Annotated in this window: 13 protein-coding genes; 5 read left to right on the top strand and 8 right to left on the bottom strand. The window is 70.3% G+C overall.

The genetic code is table 11. The features are described from left to right. The first annotated feature begins 148 nt into the window (after nt 1-148). Entirely contained in the window at nt 149-3,355 is a 3,207-nt protein-coding gene (locus tag Afe05nite_RS22820) for a cytochrome P450 (RefSeq protein ID WP_203819195.1), read from the top strand. 37 nt (nt 3,356-3,392) lie between these two features. Here Afe05nite_RS22820 and Afe05nite_RS22815 read toward each other — a convergent pair whose 3' ends face one another. Genes Afe05nite_RS22815 through Afe05nite_RS22790 form a run of 6 tightly spaced genes read right to left on the bottom strand, consistent with a single transcriptional unit; the run spans nt 3,393 to nt 10,604 of the window. Beyond that, nucleotides 3,393-4,055 carry an NAD(P)H-binding protein gene (locus Afe05nite_RS22815; protein ID WP_203819194.1) on the bottom strand — a complete coding sequence of 221 codons (663 nt, stop codon included), beginning with the start codon at nt 4,053-4,055 and terminating at the stop codon, nt 3,393-3,395. Nucleotides 4,056-4,104: 49 nt separating this feature from the next. Then, nucleotides 4,105-4,863: a hypothetical protein gene (locus Afe05nite_RS22810; protein WP_203819193.1), complete on the bottom strand. Its 759-nt coding sequence runs from the start codon at nt 4,861-4,863 to the stop codon at nt 4,105-4,107. Then, nucleotides 4,863-7,205 carry a hydroxymethylglutaryl-coenzyme A reductase family protein gene (locus Afe05nite_RS22805; RefSeq protein WP_203819192.1) on the bottom strand — a complete coding sequence of 781 codons (2,343 nt, stop codon included), beginning with the start codon at nt 7,203-7,205 and terminating at the stop codon, nt 4,863-4,865. Before Afe05nite_RS22805 ends, Afe05nite_RS22810 begins: the two co-directional genes overlap by 1 nt. Continuing rightward, entirely contained in the window at nt 7,202-8,812 is a 1,611-nt protein-coding gene (locus Afe05nite_RS22800) for a GH3 family acyl-acid amido synthetase (RefSeq protein WP_203819191.1), read from the bottom strand. The genes Afe05nite_RS22805 and Afe05nite_RS22800 overlap by 4 nt, the downstream gene beginning before the upstream one ends. Continuing rightward, a complete protein-coding gene (locus tag Afe05nite_RS22795; RefSeq protein WP_203819190.1) occupies nt 8,791-9,510 on the bottom strand; it encodes a DUF6182 family protein in 720 nt (239 codons plus the stop codon). Before Afe05nite_RS22795 ends, Afe05nite_RS22800 begins: the two co-directional genes overlap by 22 nt. Then, entirely contained in the window at nt 9,507-10,604 is a 1,098-nt protein-coding gene (locus tag Afe05nite_RS22790; protein ID WP_203819189.1) for a hypothetical protein, read from the bottom strand. Before Afe05nite_RS22790 ends, Afe05nite_RS22795 begins: the two co-directional genes overlap by 4 nt. Nucleotides 10,605-11,553: 949 nt before the next feature. Between Afe05nite_RS22790 and Afe05nite_RS22785 the strand changes: the two genes are divergently transcribed. Next, entirely contained in the window at nt 11,554-14,211 is a 2,658-nt protein-coding gene (locus Afe05nite_RS22785) for a helix-turn-helix transcriptional regulator (protein WP_203819188.1), read from the top strand. Between the two features lie 32 nt (nt 14,212-14,243). Continuing rightward, the gene (locus Afe05nite_RS22780) at nt 14,244-14,996 is read left to right on the top strand and encodes a thioesterase II family protein (RefSeq protein ID WP_239118104.1); all 753 of its coding nucleotides are present in this window, start codon (nt 14,244-14,246) and stop codon (nt 14,994-14,996) included. A gap of 48 nt (nt 14,997-15,044) precedes the next feature. Here Afe05nite_RS22780 and Afe05nite_RS22775 read toward each other — a convergent pair whose 3' ends face one another. Then, entirely contained in the window at nt 15,045-15,248 is a 204-nt protein-coding gene (locus Afe05nite_RS22775) for a hypothetical protein (protein WP_203819186.1), read from the bottom strand. A 191-nt stretch (nt 15,249-15,439) separates the two neighbouring features. Between Afe05nite_RS22775 and Afe05nite_RS22770 the strand changes: the two genes are divergently transcribed. Then, nucleotides 15,440-16,129, top strand: coding sequence for a DNA-3-methyladenine glycosylase family protein (locus Afe05nite_RS22770; protein WP_203819185.1), 690 nt, complete (start codon nt 15,440-15,442; stop codon nt 16,127-16,129). A gap of 43 nt (nt 16,130-16,172) precedes the next feature. Here the strand turns inward: Afe05nite_RS22770 and Afe05nite_RS22765 are convergent, their stop codons facing one another. Then, the gene (locus Afe05nite_RS22765; RefSeq protein ID WP_203819184.1) at nt 16,173-16,430 is read right to left on the bottom strand and encodes a hypothetical protein; all 258 of its coding nucleotides are present in this window, start codon (nt 16,428-16,430) and stop codon (nt 16,173-16,175) included. Between the two features lie 95 nt (nt 16,431-16,525). On the opposite strand from Afe05nite_RS22765, the gene Afe05nite_RS22760 reads away from it, so the two are divergent. Beyond that, entirely contained in the window at nt 16,526-17,617 is a 1,092-nt protein-coding gene (locus Afe05nite_RS22760; RefSeq protein WP_203819183.1) for a M35 family metalloendopeptidase, read from the top strand. The last annotated feature ends 70 nt before the right edge of the window (nt 17,618-17,687 follow it).

Here is a 17,687-nt window from a genome sequence, read left to right as displayed (position 1 = left end):
GGGGTATTAGGGGTGATCCGCCGCCTACCCCAGAAACGACCCCTGAAATGTCATCCGGGCGGCTTCCGGACGGCATTCGTGGCGTTATGTTGGCCGAGTTTGAGTGCTACTCGAAATCATGTCGATGAGTCCTTCGGAGGCCCCATTCATGTCCGTCGACGAGGCTGTTGCGACCGAGGCGCCGATCGAACCCATCCCGGTCGTCGACGTCTCCCAGATGACGCTCGACGTCCGTAGTCCGATCGAATTGTCGCTGCGGCTGGCCTTGCAGAACGGTGGCGTGTACATCCGCCGCTACCACGGCTTCGACATCATCTCCGCGAGCTCGCTCGAGGCGGCCATCGACCTTTCCGACGAGGACCGTTTCGAGAAGTACATGTCCATCGGGCAGCAGACCGTGCGGGGCTTCACCGGCGACGGGCTGTTCACCGCGTTCAACGACGAACCGAACTGGCAGAAGGCGCACGACATCCTGTTGCCGGCCTTCTCCGGCAGTGCCCTGCGCCGCTACCACACGACGATGGTGAAGGTGGCGAAGCGACTGATCGGTGCGTGGGACGCGGCGGACGACGAGTTCGTCGACGTCGCCGACGACATGACCCGGATGACGCTGGACACGATCGGCCTCACCGGCTTCGGGTACGACTTCTCCTCGTTCGAGCGGGCCGAGCCGCACCCCTTCGTCTCCGCCATGGTCCGTGGGCTCGCCTACAGCCAGTCCCTCGAGATGCGACGGCCCGACGACGGCCTGGACCACAGCGCGGCGGACGCCGAGTTCAAGGCCGACTGCGACTTCATCGCCTCCGTGGTCGACGAGGTGATCGAGGCGCGGACGACGGCCGGCACGCCGACCGAGGACGACATGCTGAGCCTCATGCTGGAGACGCCGCATCCGGTCAGCGGCGAGAAGCTCGATCCGGTCAACGCGCGCTACCAGGTCGTCACGTTCCTCGCCGCCGGCCACGAGACGACTTCGGGCTCGCTCGCCTTCGCGATGTACTTCCTGGTGAACCACCCGGAGGTGCTCCGGCGCGCGCGGGCCGAGGTGGACGCGCTGTGGGGCGACACCGACGAAGTGACCCCGTCGTACGAGGACATCGGCAACCTGACGTACGTCCGCCAGGTGTTCAACGAATCGCTGCGGCTGTGGCCGGCCGCCGCGGGCTTCAGCCGGCAGGCCAAGGTCGACACGACCCTGCTCGGCCGGCACCCGATGAACAAGGGCGACTGGGCGGTCGTACTGGCGCCGGTGCTGCACCGCGACCCGACCGTCTGGGGAGACAACCCCAATGCCTTCGATCCCGACCATTTCAGCCCCGAACGCGAGGCCGCCCGTTCGGTGCACGCGTTCAAGCCGTTCGGCACCGGCGAACGGGCGTGCATCGGCCGCCAGTTCGCGATGCACGAGGCCGTGCTGGTTCTCGGCCTGCTGATCCACCGCTACCGCTTCCTCGACCCCGAGTCCTACCAGCTGCGGATCGCCCAGCGACTCACGATGAAGCCCGCCGACTTCCGGCTCAAGGTGCGCCGCCGGGTCCCGGCCGAGCGGCGAGCCGTCCGGGCGGCCGTCGCGGCCCCGGGGGCCGACGTCACCGCGGCGCCGGAGGCCACCGGGGACGTGCGCGGGCTGCCACGTCGGGTACGGGCCGGCAACACTCTGCACGTGCTGCACGGCTCCAACCTCGGTAACAGCCTCGAACTGGCCGAGCAGGTCGCCGAGCTGGGTGCGGCCATCGGTTTCCAGACGGTGCTCTCGCCTCTGGACGACTACGCCACGGCGGACCTGCCCCGCGATGAGCCGGTGGTGGTGGTCGCCTCGTCCTACAACGGACGACCGACCGACGACGCGGCCCGGTTCGTCGAGCGCCTGGCCGGCGCCGAGGCCGAGCGTTTCGCTGACGGCGTGCGCTTCTGTGTGCTCGGCGTGGGCGACCGGAACTGGCCGACCACGTACCAGCGGGTGCCGACGCTGATCGACGACCGGCTGGCGGCGGCCGGTGGCCGGCGGCTGCTGGAGCGGGTGGCGGTCGATGTGAGCACCGGTCAGCAGCAGGCGGCCCGCCGGTTCACCGACCAGCTACGGCAGGCGCTGCTCACCGAGTACGGTGACCCCGGCTCGACCGGCGAGGAATCCACCGGCGACACCGGTTACCAGGTCGAGATCATCCCGCCCGATCCGTGGGCCGCACTCGCCGCCCGCCACGATCTGCGGGCGATGACAGTCGTCGCCACGGGCGACCTGGCCGATCCGGCCCGGCCCGAGGGCCGGGCCAAGCGCTCGGTCAGCCTGCGCCTGCCGGACGGTCAGGCCTACCGCACGGGCGACCATCTGGTGGTCCTGCCGGTGAACGAGGCGGGGCTGGTGGACCGGGCGGCCGGGCTGCTCGGTGCCGGCCTGGACACGCTACTGGCCATCCGGCCCGGTGCCCCGCTGCGGCATGCCCTGCCGGCCGACCGGCCGTTGACCGTGCGCGACCTGCTCGCCCGGCACCTGGAGCTGCAGGATCCGGCGACCGCCGAGCAGATCGCCCGGCTGGCCGAGCTGAACCCATGCCCACCCGAGCAGGTTCAGCTGGCCGTCCGGGCGCCGGGCCACGCATCGGTGCTCGATCTGATCGAGCGGTTCCCGGCCCTGGCCGGGCGGCTGGACTGGGCAACCGTGCTCGAGCTCTTCCCGCCGATGCGGATCCGGTACTACTCGGTGTCGTCGTCGGCGTTCGTATCGCCCGGGGTGGTGGATCTGATGGTGTCCCGGCTGGACCAGCCGCACCGCTCCGGAAGAGGGCGCTACCAGGGCACCGGTTCCGGCTATCTGAACCGGGTCGAGGTGGGCGACGTCGTGCTGGCCCGGGTCTCACCCCGCCGGGACGTGCTGGGCGTGCACCACGAGCGCCCGACGATTCTGGTCTCGGCCGGTACCGGGCTGGCCCCGTTCCGGGGTGCGATCGCCGACCGGATGGTGCGCCGCACGGCGGGGGGTGAGCTGGCTCCGTCGCTGTGCTACTTCGGCTGCACCGATCCGGAGGTCGACTTCCTGTACTCGGCCGAGCTGACCGCCGCCGACCGGGCCGGCGTGGTGAGCCTGCGGCCGGCCTTCTCCCGGGTGTCCGGATCGGAGCGTGGCTACGTACAGGACCGTATCGCCGCGGACGGCGACGAGGTGTGGCAGCTGCTCGAGGACGGGGCGACCGTCTACGTCTGCGGTGACGCCACCGGTATGGGAGTGGGCGTCCGCCGGGCTTTCGAGCAGCTGCACGGCCGGAAGACCGGTTCCTCGAGCGAGAAGTCGGCGGCCTGGCTGGCCGATCTGATGGTGGACGACCGGTACGTGGAGGACATCTACGCGGCTGGCTGAGACCGTACGGGCCCGGGGCGTCCCGGGCCCGTACGCCTCACCCGGCGTGGACCGATCGCAGAGCTGTGGTCACCGGCTCCGAGCCGGCGCCGACGGCCAGCAGACCGGTCACCGGTGGGTCGGCGGTCAGCACCTCGACGATGACCGCGGCCAGGTCGGCGCGCGGGATCGTACCGTCGGGTCGGGGATCTTCGCCGCCGCGGACCGAGACGAGCCCGGTGGCCGGCTCGTCGGTCAGGCGGCCGGGACGCACGACGCACCAGGACAGGGCACGCTCCCGGAGCTCCTGCTCGGCGGCCCGCTTGGCCGACAGGTACGCCGGCAGACCGTCGCCGAGTGACTCCCGCAGCGCCCGGCCCGGGAGCAAGCTGCTGATCAGCACGAACCGGGCGACGCCGGCCGCTTCGGCGGCCATCATGAGCAGCCCGGACGCGCCGGCCCGGCCGGCCGACGGCCCGGCCGTCTCCGTGCCGCTGCCGGTGGCCAGCACCACGCCGCCGGCCCCGGTCAGAGCGCCCCACAGCTCGGCGTGGCCCTCCCCGCTCTCGTTGACGACCAGGGCGTCCACCCCGGAGGCACGCAGGTCGTCGCGCTGCTCCAGCCGGTGCACCAGGCCGATCGGGCGATCCCCCCGGGCCCGGAGCTGGTCGGCCAGGCGTGCGCCGAGACCGGTGGTGATACCCATGACAAGAACATCCAACGTGAGCTCCTCGGTGATCGGGCGGTTGGTCGGGCAAAGGGCGGCGGGCTCAGCGAAGATGAGCGGCCACGTCGTCGGTGATCTGAGCTATGTCGCGTCGTGAGCAATCGACCCGATGGACCGGGATCGAGGTCGCCAGATCGGACAACACCCGTTCGTACGCCGCCTCCACGGCCCTCAGCGCGGCGGTCGTCTCGTGCAGCTCGGTGCCGGACGACCGCCGTCGGGTGCGGCTCAGGGCCTCTTCGACCGGCAGTGCCAGCATGACGATCTGGTCCGGTGGGTCCACCTCGAGCCGCTGGACCAGCTCGCGGGTCAGCTCTTCGCCGGCCAGGGTGGCCAGGCCTAGTAGCTCGGTGCCGAGCGCCCAGATGTCCTCGCCGCCGCCGCACTCCCACAGCCAGTCGCGGACCACGCGGGCCGTCTCCGGTTCCTGAGCGGCCCACCAACGACCGACGTCCGGACCCGGGCCGCCGGTGGTCGCCATGCGGGCGTACATCGGCAGGTAGACCAGCGGATCGACGAGCGGATGCCGATCGGACACCAGAACCGGAACGGTGTTGCGGCGCTCTTGCGGTCCGTAGAGGTTGAGCTGCAGATAGAGCAACGCGACCTTGAGCTGCGGGTGGCCGACGGAGTCGGCGGCGGCCGAGGCCGCCGTCAGATGCCGGGAGAGCTCCGCGTACGGGCTGGTGGGGTCGTCGTGCGGGCGGATGGCGTGGATGACCGCCACTCCGTGGAGCTTCCGTAGGCGGGTGGCCACGGTGGTCTTCCCGCTGCCGTCCAGGCCGACCAGTGCCGTGCGCATCACTCGGCGTCCCGCCGCGCCTCGATCTCCCACAGGTGGAAGGCCGAGTCGAGTACCGCCGGGAGGAACGCGAACTCGCGGTGGGCGTGGGCGGCCGTGTACAGCTGCAGGCGGCTCAGTAGCAGCTTGCGCAGGGACAGGTGGTACCCGCGACGCCAGTCGGCTCCGGCCACCAGCCCGGTTGCCGCGGGGGACACCGCCGCCACGGCGTCGCGGTGCACCTCGAGGTGGTGCTCGACCGCCGCCTCGGACGCGTCCGGGCCGAGGGTGAAGGCCAGCAGCTCGGCGACGTCGCGCTGGGGCACGTCGACGGTGGCAAGCTCCCAGTCGTAGGCGATGAGCCGGCCGTCGGCCACCGTGACGTTGCGCTGGTTGAAATCGTTGTGTACCAGCGTCCGCGGCATCGCCTCGAGTTCCTGGTCCCAGAAGCCGACGCTGCCGGCTGCCCCCAGGAGCAGATCGCGGCGTTCGGCCCCGATCAGGCCGGGGTGCTCGGCGGCGTTGTACCGGGCCAGTGCCTCCCACAGCTCACCGGCCTTGGCCAGGTGCGAGCCACCCGCGCCCCGGTGCAGCCAGCCCTCCGCGATCAGCTGCTGGTCCCGGCCGAGCCAATGCCCGTGGACGGCGCCGATGCCGCGTAACGCCCGATCGATGCGCTCGGAGTCCCATGGTCCGGGCGTGTGGACCAGCCGCTCCATCAGGATCACGTAGGCCTCGCGGCTGTCGTCCTCGACGATGCCGAAACAGCGGGGCAGCAGCGCGGTCAGCGGAGGCTCGCGGCGCCGGTAGACGGCCGGCTCGCGGCGGTGGGTGCCGGCGAAGTCGCTCTCGCCGCCCCACTGGTCCCAGGCCTGGGCGACCTCCCGACCGCACCGGGACGCGACCATCGCGATGCCGGCGATGAGGTCCTCGCCACGCGGTTTGATCTTCGCCACCAGGTCGGCCGTGACCGGCGTGCCGTCACCCGCGGTCCAGTGCACGGTCATCGGGAGCAGGCCCGTGAGCTTGCGCCGCTCGCCGAGCGCGCCCAGTTCGCTCGCGATGCCGTCGCCGTGCAGTTCGGGGGCCAGCGTCACCGACTCGACCACCAGCCCCGGATCGGCGAGGCACCGGGCGAGGGGTGGGCGCAGGTAAGCGGCATTCAGGTCGGCCTTGAGCAGCCACTCGACCGGGCGGGCGCGGCCCAGCCGCCGGTGGGCGTCGGCGAACTGGCCGCTGACCATGGCCGCCGCGGTCGACACGTCGAGGGCGAGGGCGAAGCCCGCGACGATCTCGGCGAATCGCTCGGCCCCGCCGTCGCCCGCGCAGCCCAGCGCGGTCAGCCACTCCCGCTGATGGGGAAGGGCGGTCCCGCCGCCGACGGTGCCGATCACCAGGTTGGGCAACAGGATGGTGGCCAGCAGGTCGGGCCCGTCCAGCTCGAGCGAGAGGATCGACACGCCGGACTCGTGCACGCTGGCGATGTCCTGGCCGGTCGCCACGAACAGCGCGGCGACGATGTTGACGGCGTTGATGCCGTAGCCGACCATGCCGGCCTGCTGGGCGCCCATCACCGTCGCGGTGTGGGCCCGCACCATCACGGCCGGGTCGCTCTTCAGCACCGCCGCCACGACGTCGGCGCTGATCCGGGTCTCGGCGGTGACGCGGCTGCCGCGACCGGCCAGCATGGAGACCGCGCTGACCTTCTTGTCGCTGCTCAGGTTGCCGTCCAGCATCATGCGCTCGGGACGCAACGAGTCCTGGTCGTGCAGCGCCTCGGTCAGCCAGCGGCAGATCTGCCAGGTAGCGGCGGTGGTCATGTTCTGCCCGGCCGCGTCCGCGGTCTCGAAGACGCACCGGACGTGCAGGTAACGACCGATCTGGTACGGGTCGACGTCGATCAGGCGGGCGTGCCGTGACACCAGGGCGACCTGCTCGTCGAGCTGCGGGCGCACCGATCGCAGCCAGTCGGCGAATCGCAGCGCGGTGGCCATGTCGGCGAACTCGAACACCGGCGCCCGGCTCATTCGCTGGGAGAGGACCCGGGTCGTCACGCCGCCGGAGTCGGTGATCGCCCGGGCCCCGCGCGAGGCGGAGGCGATCAGGGCGCCCTCGGTGGTGGCCAGTGGGGCCACGATGCCGCCCTGGGCGGCCCGGCCGTCGAACAGCAGCGGGCCCGCCAGGCCGACCGGCACTTCGACCGAGCCGACGAAGTTCTCCAGGTTGCCGGTCAGGGCCCGGGCGTCGAAACCGGTCTTCTCCGCCGAGGGCATCGCCGCTCCGGTCCGGCCGCGCAGCCACTCCAGGCGGCGCAGCCGGGCCTCCTCGGTGTACTGGCCCCGGCCGGGGATGACGTCGGTCATGCGGCAACCTCCTGGTCGGTGACGATCCGCGCCCAGGTCTCGGTACCGGGCAGGAAGATCCGGTCCTTCACCCGGGATGGTCGCTGCCCGGCCCGGATACTCCGTTCCCACTCGTGCAGGAACGCGTCGTGGTGTACGCGCACGACTTGCACCGGGGCCAGGGTCCCGGCCGTACGGGCCGCCCGATAACCGTCCGCGGTCTCACCGAGCCGGGCGTCGAGCGCCGCGGCGAAGCCTTCGGGGAGGTCGCCGGCCACCGCGACCTGATAGCGGTCCCCGGCCGGCTTGACGGTGGCATTGCGCAGCCGGGCGCCGGTGTCGGCGACGGCGGCGGCCAGGGCGCGGATCACGCTGGGCTCGGTCAGCCGGATCCCGGCCAACGGCCGTTCGACCCCGCGACCGGCGTACCGGATGCGCGGGGTCCGCCCGAGGTGACCGGTCACCTCGACCACGTCGGTGATCGCGCAGCGGTAGAGACCACCGAGGTGGCTGACCACCAGGTGGTAGTCGCGGCCGACCTCGAGCTCGTGGGCCAGCACGGTCTCGGCGTCCTCGGTCAGGCGCCGGTCGGCCGGGACGAATTCGTAGAAGCAGCCGGGGAGGTAGAGCGGCGCTCCGAGCGGGCTGCGGTCGACCGGCACGGCTGCGGGACCCTCGGACGAGGCGATCGGTGCGTCGATCAACTCGACCCCCGGGCCGTACGATTCGCTCAGGTTCGGCAGATAGAGCGAGCCCAGCGCGCTGTTCCACACGACGATGGCCGACAGCTCCGGCCACAGATCGCGGGGCCGGAGGGTGCCGTGTTCGGCCGCGTGCCGGGCGATCTCGTCGGCGCGTACGGGATCGGGGGTGCCGTGGGGCCGGCCGCCCAGAGTGCCGGCCCGGATCTCCTCCACCAGCCGCGGCCACACCTGGGCCAGCTGGTAGGGCAGGCCCGCGGCCAGGGCCGGGTTGACGGCGATGAGCAGGCGGATGTTCTGCTCCGCGGCCAGCCGCAGCTTGAAGTAGGCGCGTTCGTAGGGGTCCGCATCGGCCAGCTCCGGCGGGATCCGGCTCCACGACGCGTTCCCGCCCGGGGCGGCCGCGCTGCTCTCCCCGAACTGCTGGTAGTCGACCTGGCTCGGGCCGATGTGCTGCTGGCCGCCGCGGGTGCTGCCCTTCGGCGAGCCCGGGTCCTGCCAGAGGTTGAGCACCTCGTCGGCGGAGCTCAGGAGCTGTGGCATCGACCGGACCAGCACGCCGAACGAGGCGTAGTAGAACGGTAGGAAGACCTCGCGCATGTAGCTCGGTGTCACCGGGATGTGTTTCTCCCGGCCGGTGCTGCCGCTCGAGGAGAAGTACATGACCGGGTCCTCGGCGGTCAGCACGCGGGATTCGCCCGCCAGCATCCGGTCGATCCACGGCATCAGATCCTCGTGGGTCCGGATCGGCACGGCCCGGCGGTACTCGTCCGCATCGCCCACCTTGGACAATGCGTGTACGCGGCTGTAGTCGGTGTCCTGGTTGGTCGCGAGGATGCCGGCGAGCAGCTCGCTCTGTACCTGCTCGGGGCGTTCCAGCGTGCTCAGGAGCCGTTGCTGTTCCGTCAGGACGCGGTCGGCTTGCATGGCTCGTCTCCTTTTCTCCCCGCGACGAGCACCGCGTACAAGCGGAGCCGGTCGGGGTCGCGGCCGTCATGGGTGATCCGGGTCTGCACGCCGGGTGCGAGCGCCGGATCCAGCGCGGTCCGGATCAGCGGGCCGTCGAGCTCGCCGCGGTGCTCGACGCGGATGGTGTCGCCGGGGCGGATCAGCCCCCGCAAGGTCGCCTCGGCGAACAGGTGGTGGGTGTGCACCAGGTAGCCGGCGAAGCTGACGTCCCTGGTCGCGATCGTCGCCGTGTGCTCGGTCCCGCTCGGCGGTCCGGGCGCTCGCACGAGGACACTCCCCGGTGGCGGAAGAACCGGTGCGTCGCCCTGGAAGGCGCGCAGCATCCGCGACAGGTTACGCAGCTGCTTCTCCCGGGCCGGTCCGTACCAGGCGACGGACCCCGCCGGACCGTTCAGGTCGGCGGTGAAGCGCTGCGCCAGGCTGTCGGGCCGGCCGGCCAGGAAGATGGTCCGGGTGAAGGCCCGTTGCCAGGCTTCGCCCTCCGCCTTCGGTACGGCCAGGGCGAACTGGATCACCGAGCGGAAGAAGGGTTCCGCCTCGAAGTCCTGGACCACCACCGCGACGCTCAGCCCGGGTCCTGCGGTGCCGCTGCCGGCGGCGTCCTCCAGCCGGGCGACGGCGGCGGCCGCGAGCAACTCCTGCGGGGATCCGCTCATCCGAATATCCCTCGTATCCCGGGGGAGAGCGCCCGCGGCCGCGGCCCGAAGACCGCGGTGGTGAGCCGGTGGGGGTCGACGTAGCCGGCCGGCCGGCCGAGATCGGGCAGCCACTCGGCGGAGGCCGGCCCGAGGGCAAGGATCCGGGCGGCTCGGCCGACGCGGCGGCGCAGCAGATCGATGCGGAAGGACTGGGTCGAGCCGCGATCGAGGGATCCGACGAAGTACATGCGCATGCCCAGCCGGTACGCGGCCCGGTCGGCTGAGCCCTCGGTGGCGGCGATGTCGCCCAGAGTGGAACCGGCCCAGCCGCCGTACTTGCTGGACACCACCCGGCCGCCGATCGGCACCCGGCTCAGCGGCAGACGGGTGACCGTCGCCCCGAACTCGGCCAACACCCGCTCCAGCATGGTGTAGTCGGCGTTGAGCCCGTCGTCGTAGAGCAGGACGAACAGCCGCCCGGGCCGGATCGCCGGCAGTAGCTCACGCAGGATGGGTAGCAGATAGTTGGCGTGTCCGGCCGTGCTGACCAGTTGCCGGACGGGCATGCCCCAGCGGGCTGCGTCGAGCAGGATCGGGCCGCCGTAACGCCGGTGGTCGATCAGCAGGCGCCGGTCGGCGAGCCGGTCGAGCGTCTCGCCGGTGCCGGCGGCCAGCGGCCGTTGGTCGGTGAGGCCGGGATCCGCCACGTTGAGCTGGCCGAGCTGGGCTTTCCAGATTCCGAGCAGTCGGCGAGCGGCCGGATGGATCCACCCGGTCTGTTCGACCCGCTCGAAATACGGGTCGAGCTGCCGCGGCTCGACGACGGGACGGCCCTGGTGGAAGCGGACGTAGCGGCCGCCGATCGAGGCCTCGGACTCCGTGCCCCAATCGGTCTCCGGCTCGGTCCGGTCGAGATGCCACCAGAAGGCGGTGGTCTGAGTGGTCAGGTGAGCCATCCGCGGATTCCAGACCAGCCGGGTGCGGCCGATCCGGCGGCTCGCCTTGGTCAGCACGTCCGTCCACAAAAGACCTTTGACGTGGGTGGGTGTCAAGGGCTTGGTCGGCGTGATGGTCACTGGCGCGACCACCAACTCGTCCCAGTGCGTATTCATGGCCGCGCCACGATGATGAATCCCTCCTCGACCCGGTAATGCCGATTTCATTCACGCACTGTTGTTCCGGCGATTGCAGCCCCTTAGGGGTGCCGTTGCCGGAGGTAGGGGGTGATAGGGGCATCGGTCGCGGCGGCGACGGGCGGGCATCCGGCCGGGTGGTAGCGCCCGGACCGGCCGGTCACGGGTGAACTCCCGGTGAACGGCCTTTTCCCGACGAGGGGCACCCCTAGTACCCCCCTAATGCCCCGGTCGCCTATGCGACGCCGGTTCGACGACAGTGGTAAAAGTTAATCGGTGTCTATTCAAGATTCTCCGGCGGACGATTCCGGCAAGGGGGTTTCAGGGCATTGTCAATGGCCGGTTACGCATTCGTGCTCGTCTAGATGTCGGCGACGGGTGAGGACGGGTCATCCGGCCGAGCCGCTATATACGTAACGTTCGCCGGTGTCAAGGTGGAGTGAGCGTGCACGGGCAGGCGCCTCGGGGCTTCCGGGTATAATTTTCGGATTAAATAGGTCTTTTCGGCGGCCCTGCTGAGCCGCTGGACAGCTACCGGCAGCGACTGTCGGCCGGCCGGCGCCGTCCGGACGCGAGTGGCATCACCTCGTCGGACCGGCTGGAAATGCGCGTTCAGCTGGCCATTTGTCGGCTGTTTGCCGGATGGGGAGAGGGGCTGATGTTGCGGCCGTCACGTATGTGGGCGTCGCCGAGGGTGAGCGTCCCGGCGTGCTTCGTGATCCCGCCTGGTCGCATTCTCGGCGAGTCGACTACGGTTCCCGAGAGGCGGAATTTTTTCCGTCGGGCCCGTCACACACTTGAAACAAGAACAATAATAAGGTGTACACGAAGGACCTTTTCCCGTTCGTGAGGAAGTCGAATGGTCTTACGGTGCATGAATCCTGAGCTGACACCCGCTCCCGAAATGCAGAGGGGTAAGTTGCTGCAGATGGTCGGGGAACCGGCCACACCGTTCGAGCCCAAGCTGGCCGAGCGGGAGGCCGAGCTGTTGGTGATCGCGGACTCCATCGCGCAGGGCAGTGTCGGCACCGGCGGGATGACAGTGGTGACCGGCCCGGCCGGCTTCGGGCGCTCGGCGTTGCTGCGCGCGGCCAGCCGGATGGCCCGTGACCGCGGCCTGCAGGTCCTGTTCGCCTCCGGTGACCGCGCAGACGATTCCAGCACCCTGCTGGGTACCGCTCGGCGCCTGATCACCGACCGGATCGGCGATGTACCGCACGACGATCCCGCCGAACTGGCGGCGATGCTGGCCAGGATGAGCCGGCTGACCCCGGTGGCGGTCATCGCGGACGACGCCAATCTTCTTGACCCGGCGTGCCGCCGCTTTCTCGAGGAGCTGTCCCGCCTCGCGGGCTCCGGCGCGGTCCTCGGGGTTGTCGCCTGGCGCAGCAGCGTCTTGACCGGCAGGGCGCCGTCGTTGAGTTTGCGGGGGCCGTACCGGCGCGTGCAGCTGCGGCCGTTGTCAGCCGGCGGGGTCTCCGAATTGTTCCGCAGCCGGCTCCCTGATGACCTCTACAACTCCCTGATCGGGCAGGTCTATCCGTCGATCGGTGGTAACGCGAGTCTGCTGGCGGCGTCGCTGGACGACCTGGTCACGGCGGCCTCGGCGGCGCAGTGGCAGGCGGGGGTGGGGCCGGAGTTCAGCCGGGCCGTGCAACATCTGCTCTATCTGCACGACAGCCCCGAACTGCTGGAGGTCGCCCAGGGGCTGGCAGTGCTCGGCGACCACTGTGATCCGGCGACGCTGAGCCGGGTGCTCGGTTTTTCCGTGGCCCGGTTGAGCGAATTGTTCGACGAGCTCATCGCGATCGGCCTGCTCGCACCCGGTCACTTCCTGCGCTCGCGTGTGCAGGCGGCGGTCCAGGCCGCCGCGGAGCCCGCTGTGGTGCGGCGGTTGAATCTGCGCGCCGCGGAAGTGCTTCACGAGGACGGCGCTTCGGCGACGGTGGTCGCCCGGCATCTGATGGCCAACGCGGAGGCGTCGCAGTCCTGGGCGCCCGACGTGTTGTGCGAGGCGGCGGAGGAGGCGCTGCGAGAGCGTGACTTCGAGGCCGCCGCGGCGTTGCTCAACGTCGCGCTGGACTGGTCCACCGCGCCGGATGCCCGGGGCGCGATCCGGGCTCGACTGCTTGACGTGCGGTGGTTGTCCGAACCGGGCCGCATCGGGGATCTGCTGGCGTCGCTGGCCGGCAACGTGCGCGAGAGCGGCCTCGCGGGCGAGGTGCCGGCCCGGCTGGCTCGGATGATGGCCTGGCAGGTGCGAGCCGAAGACGCCCGGAGCCTTCTTGCCCTGTCCGGCGGCGATGGCACCGGACCGCGGGAAAGGACCGAGCACGCGATCAGTGACATGTGGATCCGGCACGTCTTTCCCGGCACCCCGGCCGGCGCGCCCGTCGAGCTGGCCCCGGAGCAGGTCATCGGCCGCTCCCCGTGGCTGCTCCAGGCGGTCACCCTGCCTCGTCTGCTCGCCGGCGGAAGCCCCGAGCAGGCGGCTGCCCGGGCGATCGAGGTGCTGCAACGGATCGTCGCCCGGGCGTCCGACCTGGAAGCGGGTCAGGTCGCCATCTTCACCATGCTGGCCTTGGAGTGCTTCGAGCAGTCCCAGCCGTGGTACGAGTCGTTCGTCCGCGAGGCGGGCTCATCCGATCTGCCGCAGTGGCATTTGCTGCTGGACGCGGCTCAGGCGACCGCAGCCCTGTGGCGTGGCGACTTCGTCCAGGCCGAGACTCTCGCCCAGCAGGCGATCGAGGCGGCCCGGGGCGGGCCCTGGAGCGCCCTGGTGGCGCTGCCGCGTGCGGTCCGGATGATGGCCCTGACCGAACAGGGCCGGCACGAGGAGGTCGCTGCGGAACTCACCGTCGAGCTGCCCGAGGACTTCCTCCGCAGCCCGTACGGGTTGTTGCACCTGCGCGCCCGTGCGCGTCACCAGTTGGCGACCGGCGCGCCGCAGTCGGCGGCCGACGACCTGCGGGCGATCGGCGACATCCTGCGATCCTGGGGAATGGAGGCTCCCGGGTTGCTGCCCTGGCGCTCCGAACTGGCCGAGGTCGCCCTGCGACAGGGAGACCCGGAGACCGCGCGCCGGTTGACGCGTGAACATCTGGCTCTCGTCCCGGCGTCGTCGTGGAGCAGCAGCCGCGCGATACGCGTGCTGGCTGAGACCCTTCCGGCGGCCGAGGGGTTGCCTCTGTTACGGGAGGCGGTCACCGCGCTGCAGCGCCACGGTGAATCGTTGGAACAGGCTCGCACGCTCAAGGTCCTGGCCCGCACCTATCAGCGCGCCGGAGAGCTGGCCGCCGGACGCGATGTGCAGCGCCGCGCCGAGAAGCTGGCCCGCCGGCGCGGGGCTGAGCCCGCGGTGGCAATGGCCTATTCCGCTCCGCCGGCCCGGACGGAGCGCGCGACCAAGCTGTCCCGGGCCGAGGCCAAGGTGGCCCGACTTGCCTCCCAGGGCTACACCAACCGCGAGATCAGCAGCATGCTCTTCATCACGATGAGCACCGTCGAGCAGCACCTGACCCGGATCTACCGCAAGCTCGGCATCGACCGGCGCGACGCGCTCGATGCGCTGACCGACAGCTTGTGAGACCCTCTTTCCTCTCCCGGAGGTTCGGCCCGTTGTCCACCGAGACCTGGTTGCGCCGCTACGGCTCCGCGCCACAGGCCCCGCACCGGCTGATCTGCCTGCCGCACGCCGGCGGATCGGCGACCTTCTATCACCCCGTCGCGCTGGCGCTGGCGCCCTCGGTCGACGTCCTCGCGGTGCAGTACCCGGGCCGCCAGGACCGGCGAAACGAGCCCTTCACCGCGACGATCCAGGAACTGGCGGAGCAGATCGTCCCGGCCGTCCGGCAGGTCGCCGACCGGCCCCTGACCTTCTTCGGGCACAGCATGGGTTCCACCGTGGCCTTCGAGATCGTCCGGCAACTGCAGGCCGAGGGCATCGCGGTGAGCGGCATGTTCGTCTCGGGACGGTTCGCGCCGTCGGTGGACCGGGGCGAACGGGTGCACGAGATGTCCGACGCCGGGGTGCTGGCCGAGCTCCGCCGGCTCGACGGAACGGACGCCCGGATGTTCGACACGCCGGACATCGTCGAGATGATCATGCCGGCGTTGCGCAACGACTACCGGGCGATCGAGACCTACAAGTACCTTCCCGGGCCGCCGTTGACCTGCGCGGTGTACGCGCTGCTGGGCGACGCCGACCCCAAGGTGAACGCCGCCGAGATGCGGGCCTGGGCCGGGCACACCACCGGGCCGTTCACCTTCACCACGTTCGCCGGCGGCCACTTCTACCTGACCCACCACATGCCGGCCATCCTGGCCGCGATCACCGCCCACATCGAGGAGGAGCAGCGGACCTCCGCATAGGTGGTGCGGCGCGGGGTCGTCGGGAGGATGACGGGTGCTCCCGCACGGTCACCGTCGTATCCGGGACCGCAGTCGGTTGATGCCGCTGACCAGCAGGAAAAACCCGACCACGGCAGCGACGATGCCGATCAGCAGCCACTGCCGCTCGCCGTTCATTCCGCCGGTCGCGCCGGTCGCGCCGGACCCCTGCAGGACCCAGACGCCGCCGATCAGGAACAGCAGCGCACCACCGACCACCCGAATCCAGCTCATTTTCCGGTACGACCTTTCACCCGAAGCGACCCCGTGCCCGTCCCACTGTGCCACTCAGAACGGGACGCCCAGCCGTGGACCTCCGACGACATCCTGGTCCGCGTATTCTCGCCACAGCACTTCGCCTATACCCCCTCGACCGGGATGCCCGGTGTGGTCGGGGCACGGTGGGGGCACGGCCTTCGGACGGGGTGTTCATCATCGATACGGCGGACGGAGTCTTCACCGAGAGGGGGATCCCCGCGCTGTGTGACAAGGTTGCGGCTCGCGATCCCCGGCTGCGGCGGGTCGTGGACGAGTTCGGTCACCCCCCGTTCTGGGATCGGCCCAATACCTTCGAGTCGTTCGTCTGGTTCATTCTCGAACAGCAGGTCTCGCAGGCCTCGGCGAAGTCTGCTCTGGAGAAGCTGCGGGAGCGGGTCGGCGAGATCACCCCGGAGAACGTGCTGGCGCTGACCGACGACGAGCTCCGTGCGGCCTACTTCAGCCGGCAGAAGACGAACTACGTCCGCGGGCTCGCTCAGCAGGTAGCCGACGGCCAACTCGACTTCGGCGAGCTCGAGAAACTCCCGGACAGCGCCGTACGAGATCGGCTGGTCCGGCTCAAGGGCGTCGGCAACTGGACCGTGGACGTCTATCTGATCGTCGCCCTGCACCGCGTCGACGTGTTCCCGTCCGGGGATCTGGGCGCTGTCAACGGGCTCAAGGAGCTGGCCGGCCTTCCCCGGACGACAACCGCCGAGGAGCTGACCGCCGTCGCCCGGGAATGGGCGCCGTACCGGACCATCGCCACGATCCTCCTCTGGCACTATTACCTGTCACGGCGGGTCGGTTCGACGTCCCCACCCGGCCGGCCTGGTCGTCGCGGGCCTGTCAGCTGAGGCTCAGGCCTGTCAGCTGAGGCTCCGGCGTCTCAGCTGAGGCTCAGGCGTCGAAATCGATCACCGAGTCATTCCGGCAAGAGCGTGCGGCTGACCGTCGTGACCTTGACGTGCCGGCGATGTCGGTGATCGCCGTGAACGGGGTGACGTCAGCCCCGATGCCGCAGGTCGCCATCGCCGTCGCGGTCGGCGGGATCGGGTGGACCACCCGGTCGAACCCCTCGTGGTCGAGCCCTCCGCCGCGTCGCCGAGATATGACCTCCTTGGGATGAAACGCCCATTGATCGAAGCGGGTGATCATTTATATTGAAAACTATTGATGTTTAAGCATCGGCCCTCGCGTCGCTGACCCCCGGAGGGCAGCCCAGGGGAGTCGATGGCGAGAAAGGACACCATGTGCGCATCTCTCGACGTCCGCTCTGGGCGGCATGCCTCGCTGTAGGGATAGCGATCCCGGCAGCCACCGCCGTCGGGGCGAGTTCGGCGGCCGCGGCCAGCCCCGCGGGTCTCACTGCGACCGTCCAGATCGGCGAGCTGACCACCAGCACATTCACCGTGCGTGTCGCGGTTCGGAACGCGTCATCGTCGGCGGTTGACGTGCTCTCCCGGGACCTGCCGCAGGCGCGCGAGTCCAACGCGGTTCTGGCCGTCACCAGAGACGGCGCACCGGTGCCCTATCGAGGCAAGCTGGTGAAGTTCGGGGCTCCGACCGCCGCCGACTACACGCACATTCCGGCCGGCGGCAGCTACGCCGTGACCGTGGATCTGGCGGGAGACTACGACCTGTCCCGGCCGGGAACCTTCACCGTCGCTCTGGCATCGACCCGGGTGCGGGTGTTGAACCGGGCAACCGCGGCGCTCGAGGACACGCTCCGGATCGCCACCGAGCACGCTACCGTCCGTAGCGCTGGCGGCATCCGGAAGGCCGACCCGGCGTCCATCGTCGCGCCGACAGTCACCGAGCAGGTCAAGCTCGCCGCCGCCGCGGTCAGCATCACCTACCGCGGCTGTACCACGAGTGAACAGACTGCGCTGAAGAAGGCCGTCACCAACGCCGCAACGTACTCGCAGAAGTCGCAGACCTGGCTCGCGGCGAACCCGTCCGGCGGCGGCGCCTACACCACCTGGTTCGGCACCTACAGCTCGACGCGCTTCGCCCGGGTGACCTCGGCGTACGGCAAGATAACCACCGAGCTGACCAGCAAGGCCTTGACGCTCGACTGCACCAGCGACGAGGACTACTACGCGTACGTCTACCCGGACCAGCCCTACGTCATCTACCTCTGCAACGCGTTCTGGACCGCGCCGGCCACCGGCACCGACTCGAAAGCCGGAACACTGATCCACGAGTCGAGTCACTTCACCGTCAACGGTGGCACCGACGATCACGCGTACGGGCAAACCGCGGCGAAGCAACTCGCCTCGTCGAACCCGGGCAACGCCGTCGACAACGCCGACAACTACGAGTATTTCGCTGAGAGTCGCTGACCCCCGACCAGCCCGCTCCGCTCGGCAGCCCGGTCCAGCGCATTTCGCGCGACGTAGCGAACTCTACGGC

Origin of the sequence: Paractinoplanes ferrugineus, assembly GCF_016862195.1 — a bacterium.
Taxonomy (GTDB): domain Bacteria; phylum Actinomycetota; class Actinomycetes; order Mycobacteriales; family Micromonosporaceae; genus Actinoplanes; species Actinoplanes ferrugineus.
This window is presented reverse-complemented; position numbering and strand designations above follow the sequence as displayed.

Bases quoted from the DNA above. Each gene is read 5' to 3' on its own strand.
- Afe05nite_RS22820 (WP_203819195.1), top strand. From the start codon at position 149: ATGTCCGTCGACGAGGCTGTTGCGACCGAGGCGCCGATCGAACCCATC.
- Afe05nite_RS22810 (WP_203819193.1), bottom strand. From the start codon at position 4,863: ATGCGCACGGCACTGGTCGGCCTGGACGGCAGCGGGAAGACCACCGTG.
- Afe05nite_RS22805 (WP_203819192.1), bottom strand. From the start codon at position 7,205: ATGACCGACGTCATCCCCGGCCGGGGCCAGTACACCGAGGAGGCCCGG.
- Afe05nite_RS22800 (WP_203819191.1), bottom strand. From the start codon at position 8,812: ATGCAAGCCGACCGCGTCCTGACGGAACAGCAACGGCTCCTGAGCACG.
- Afe05nite_RS22795 (WP_203819190.1), bottom strand. From the start codon at position 9,510: ATGAGCGGATCCCCGCAGGAGTTGCTCGCGGCCGCCGCCGTCGCCCGG.
- Afe05nite_RS22790 (WP_203819189.1), bottom strand. From the start codon at position 10,604: ATGAATACGCACTGGGACGAGTTGGTGGTCGCGCCAGTGACCATCACG.
- Afe05nite_RS22785 (WP_203819188.1), top strand. From the start codon at position 11,554: ATGGTCGGGGAACCGGCCACACCGTTCGAGCCCAAGCTGGCCGAGCGG.
- Afe05nite_RS22775 (WP_203819186.1), bottom strand. From the start codon at position 15,248: ATGAGCTGGATTCGGGTGGTCGGTGGTGCGCTGCTGTTCCTGATCGGC.
- Afe05nite_RS22765 (WP_203819184.1), bottom strand. From the start codon at position 16,430: ATGATCACCCGCTTCGATCAATGGGCGTTTCATCCCAAGGAGGTCATA.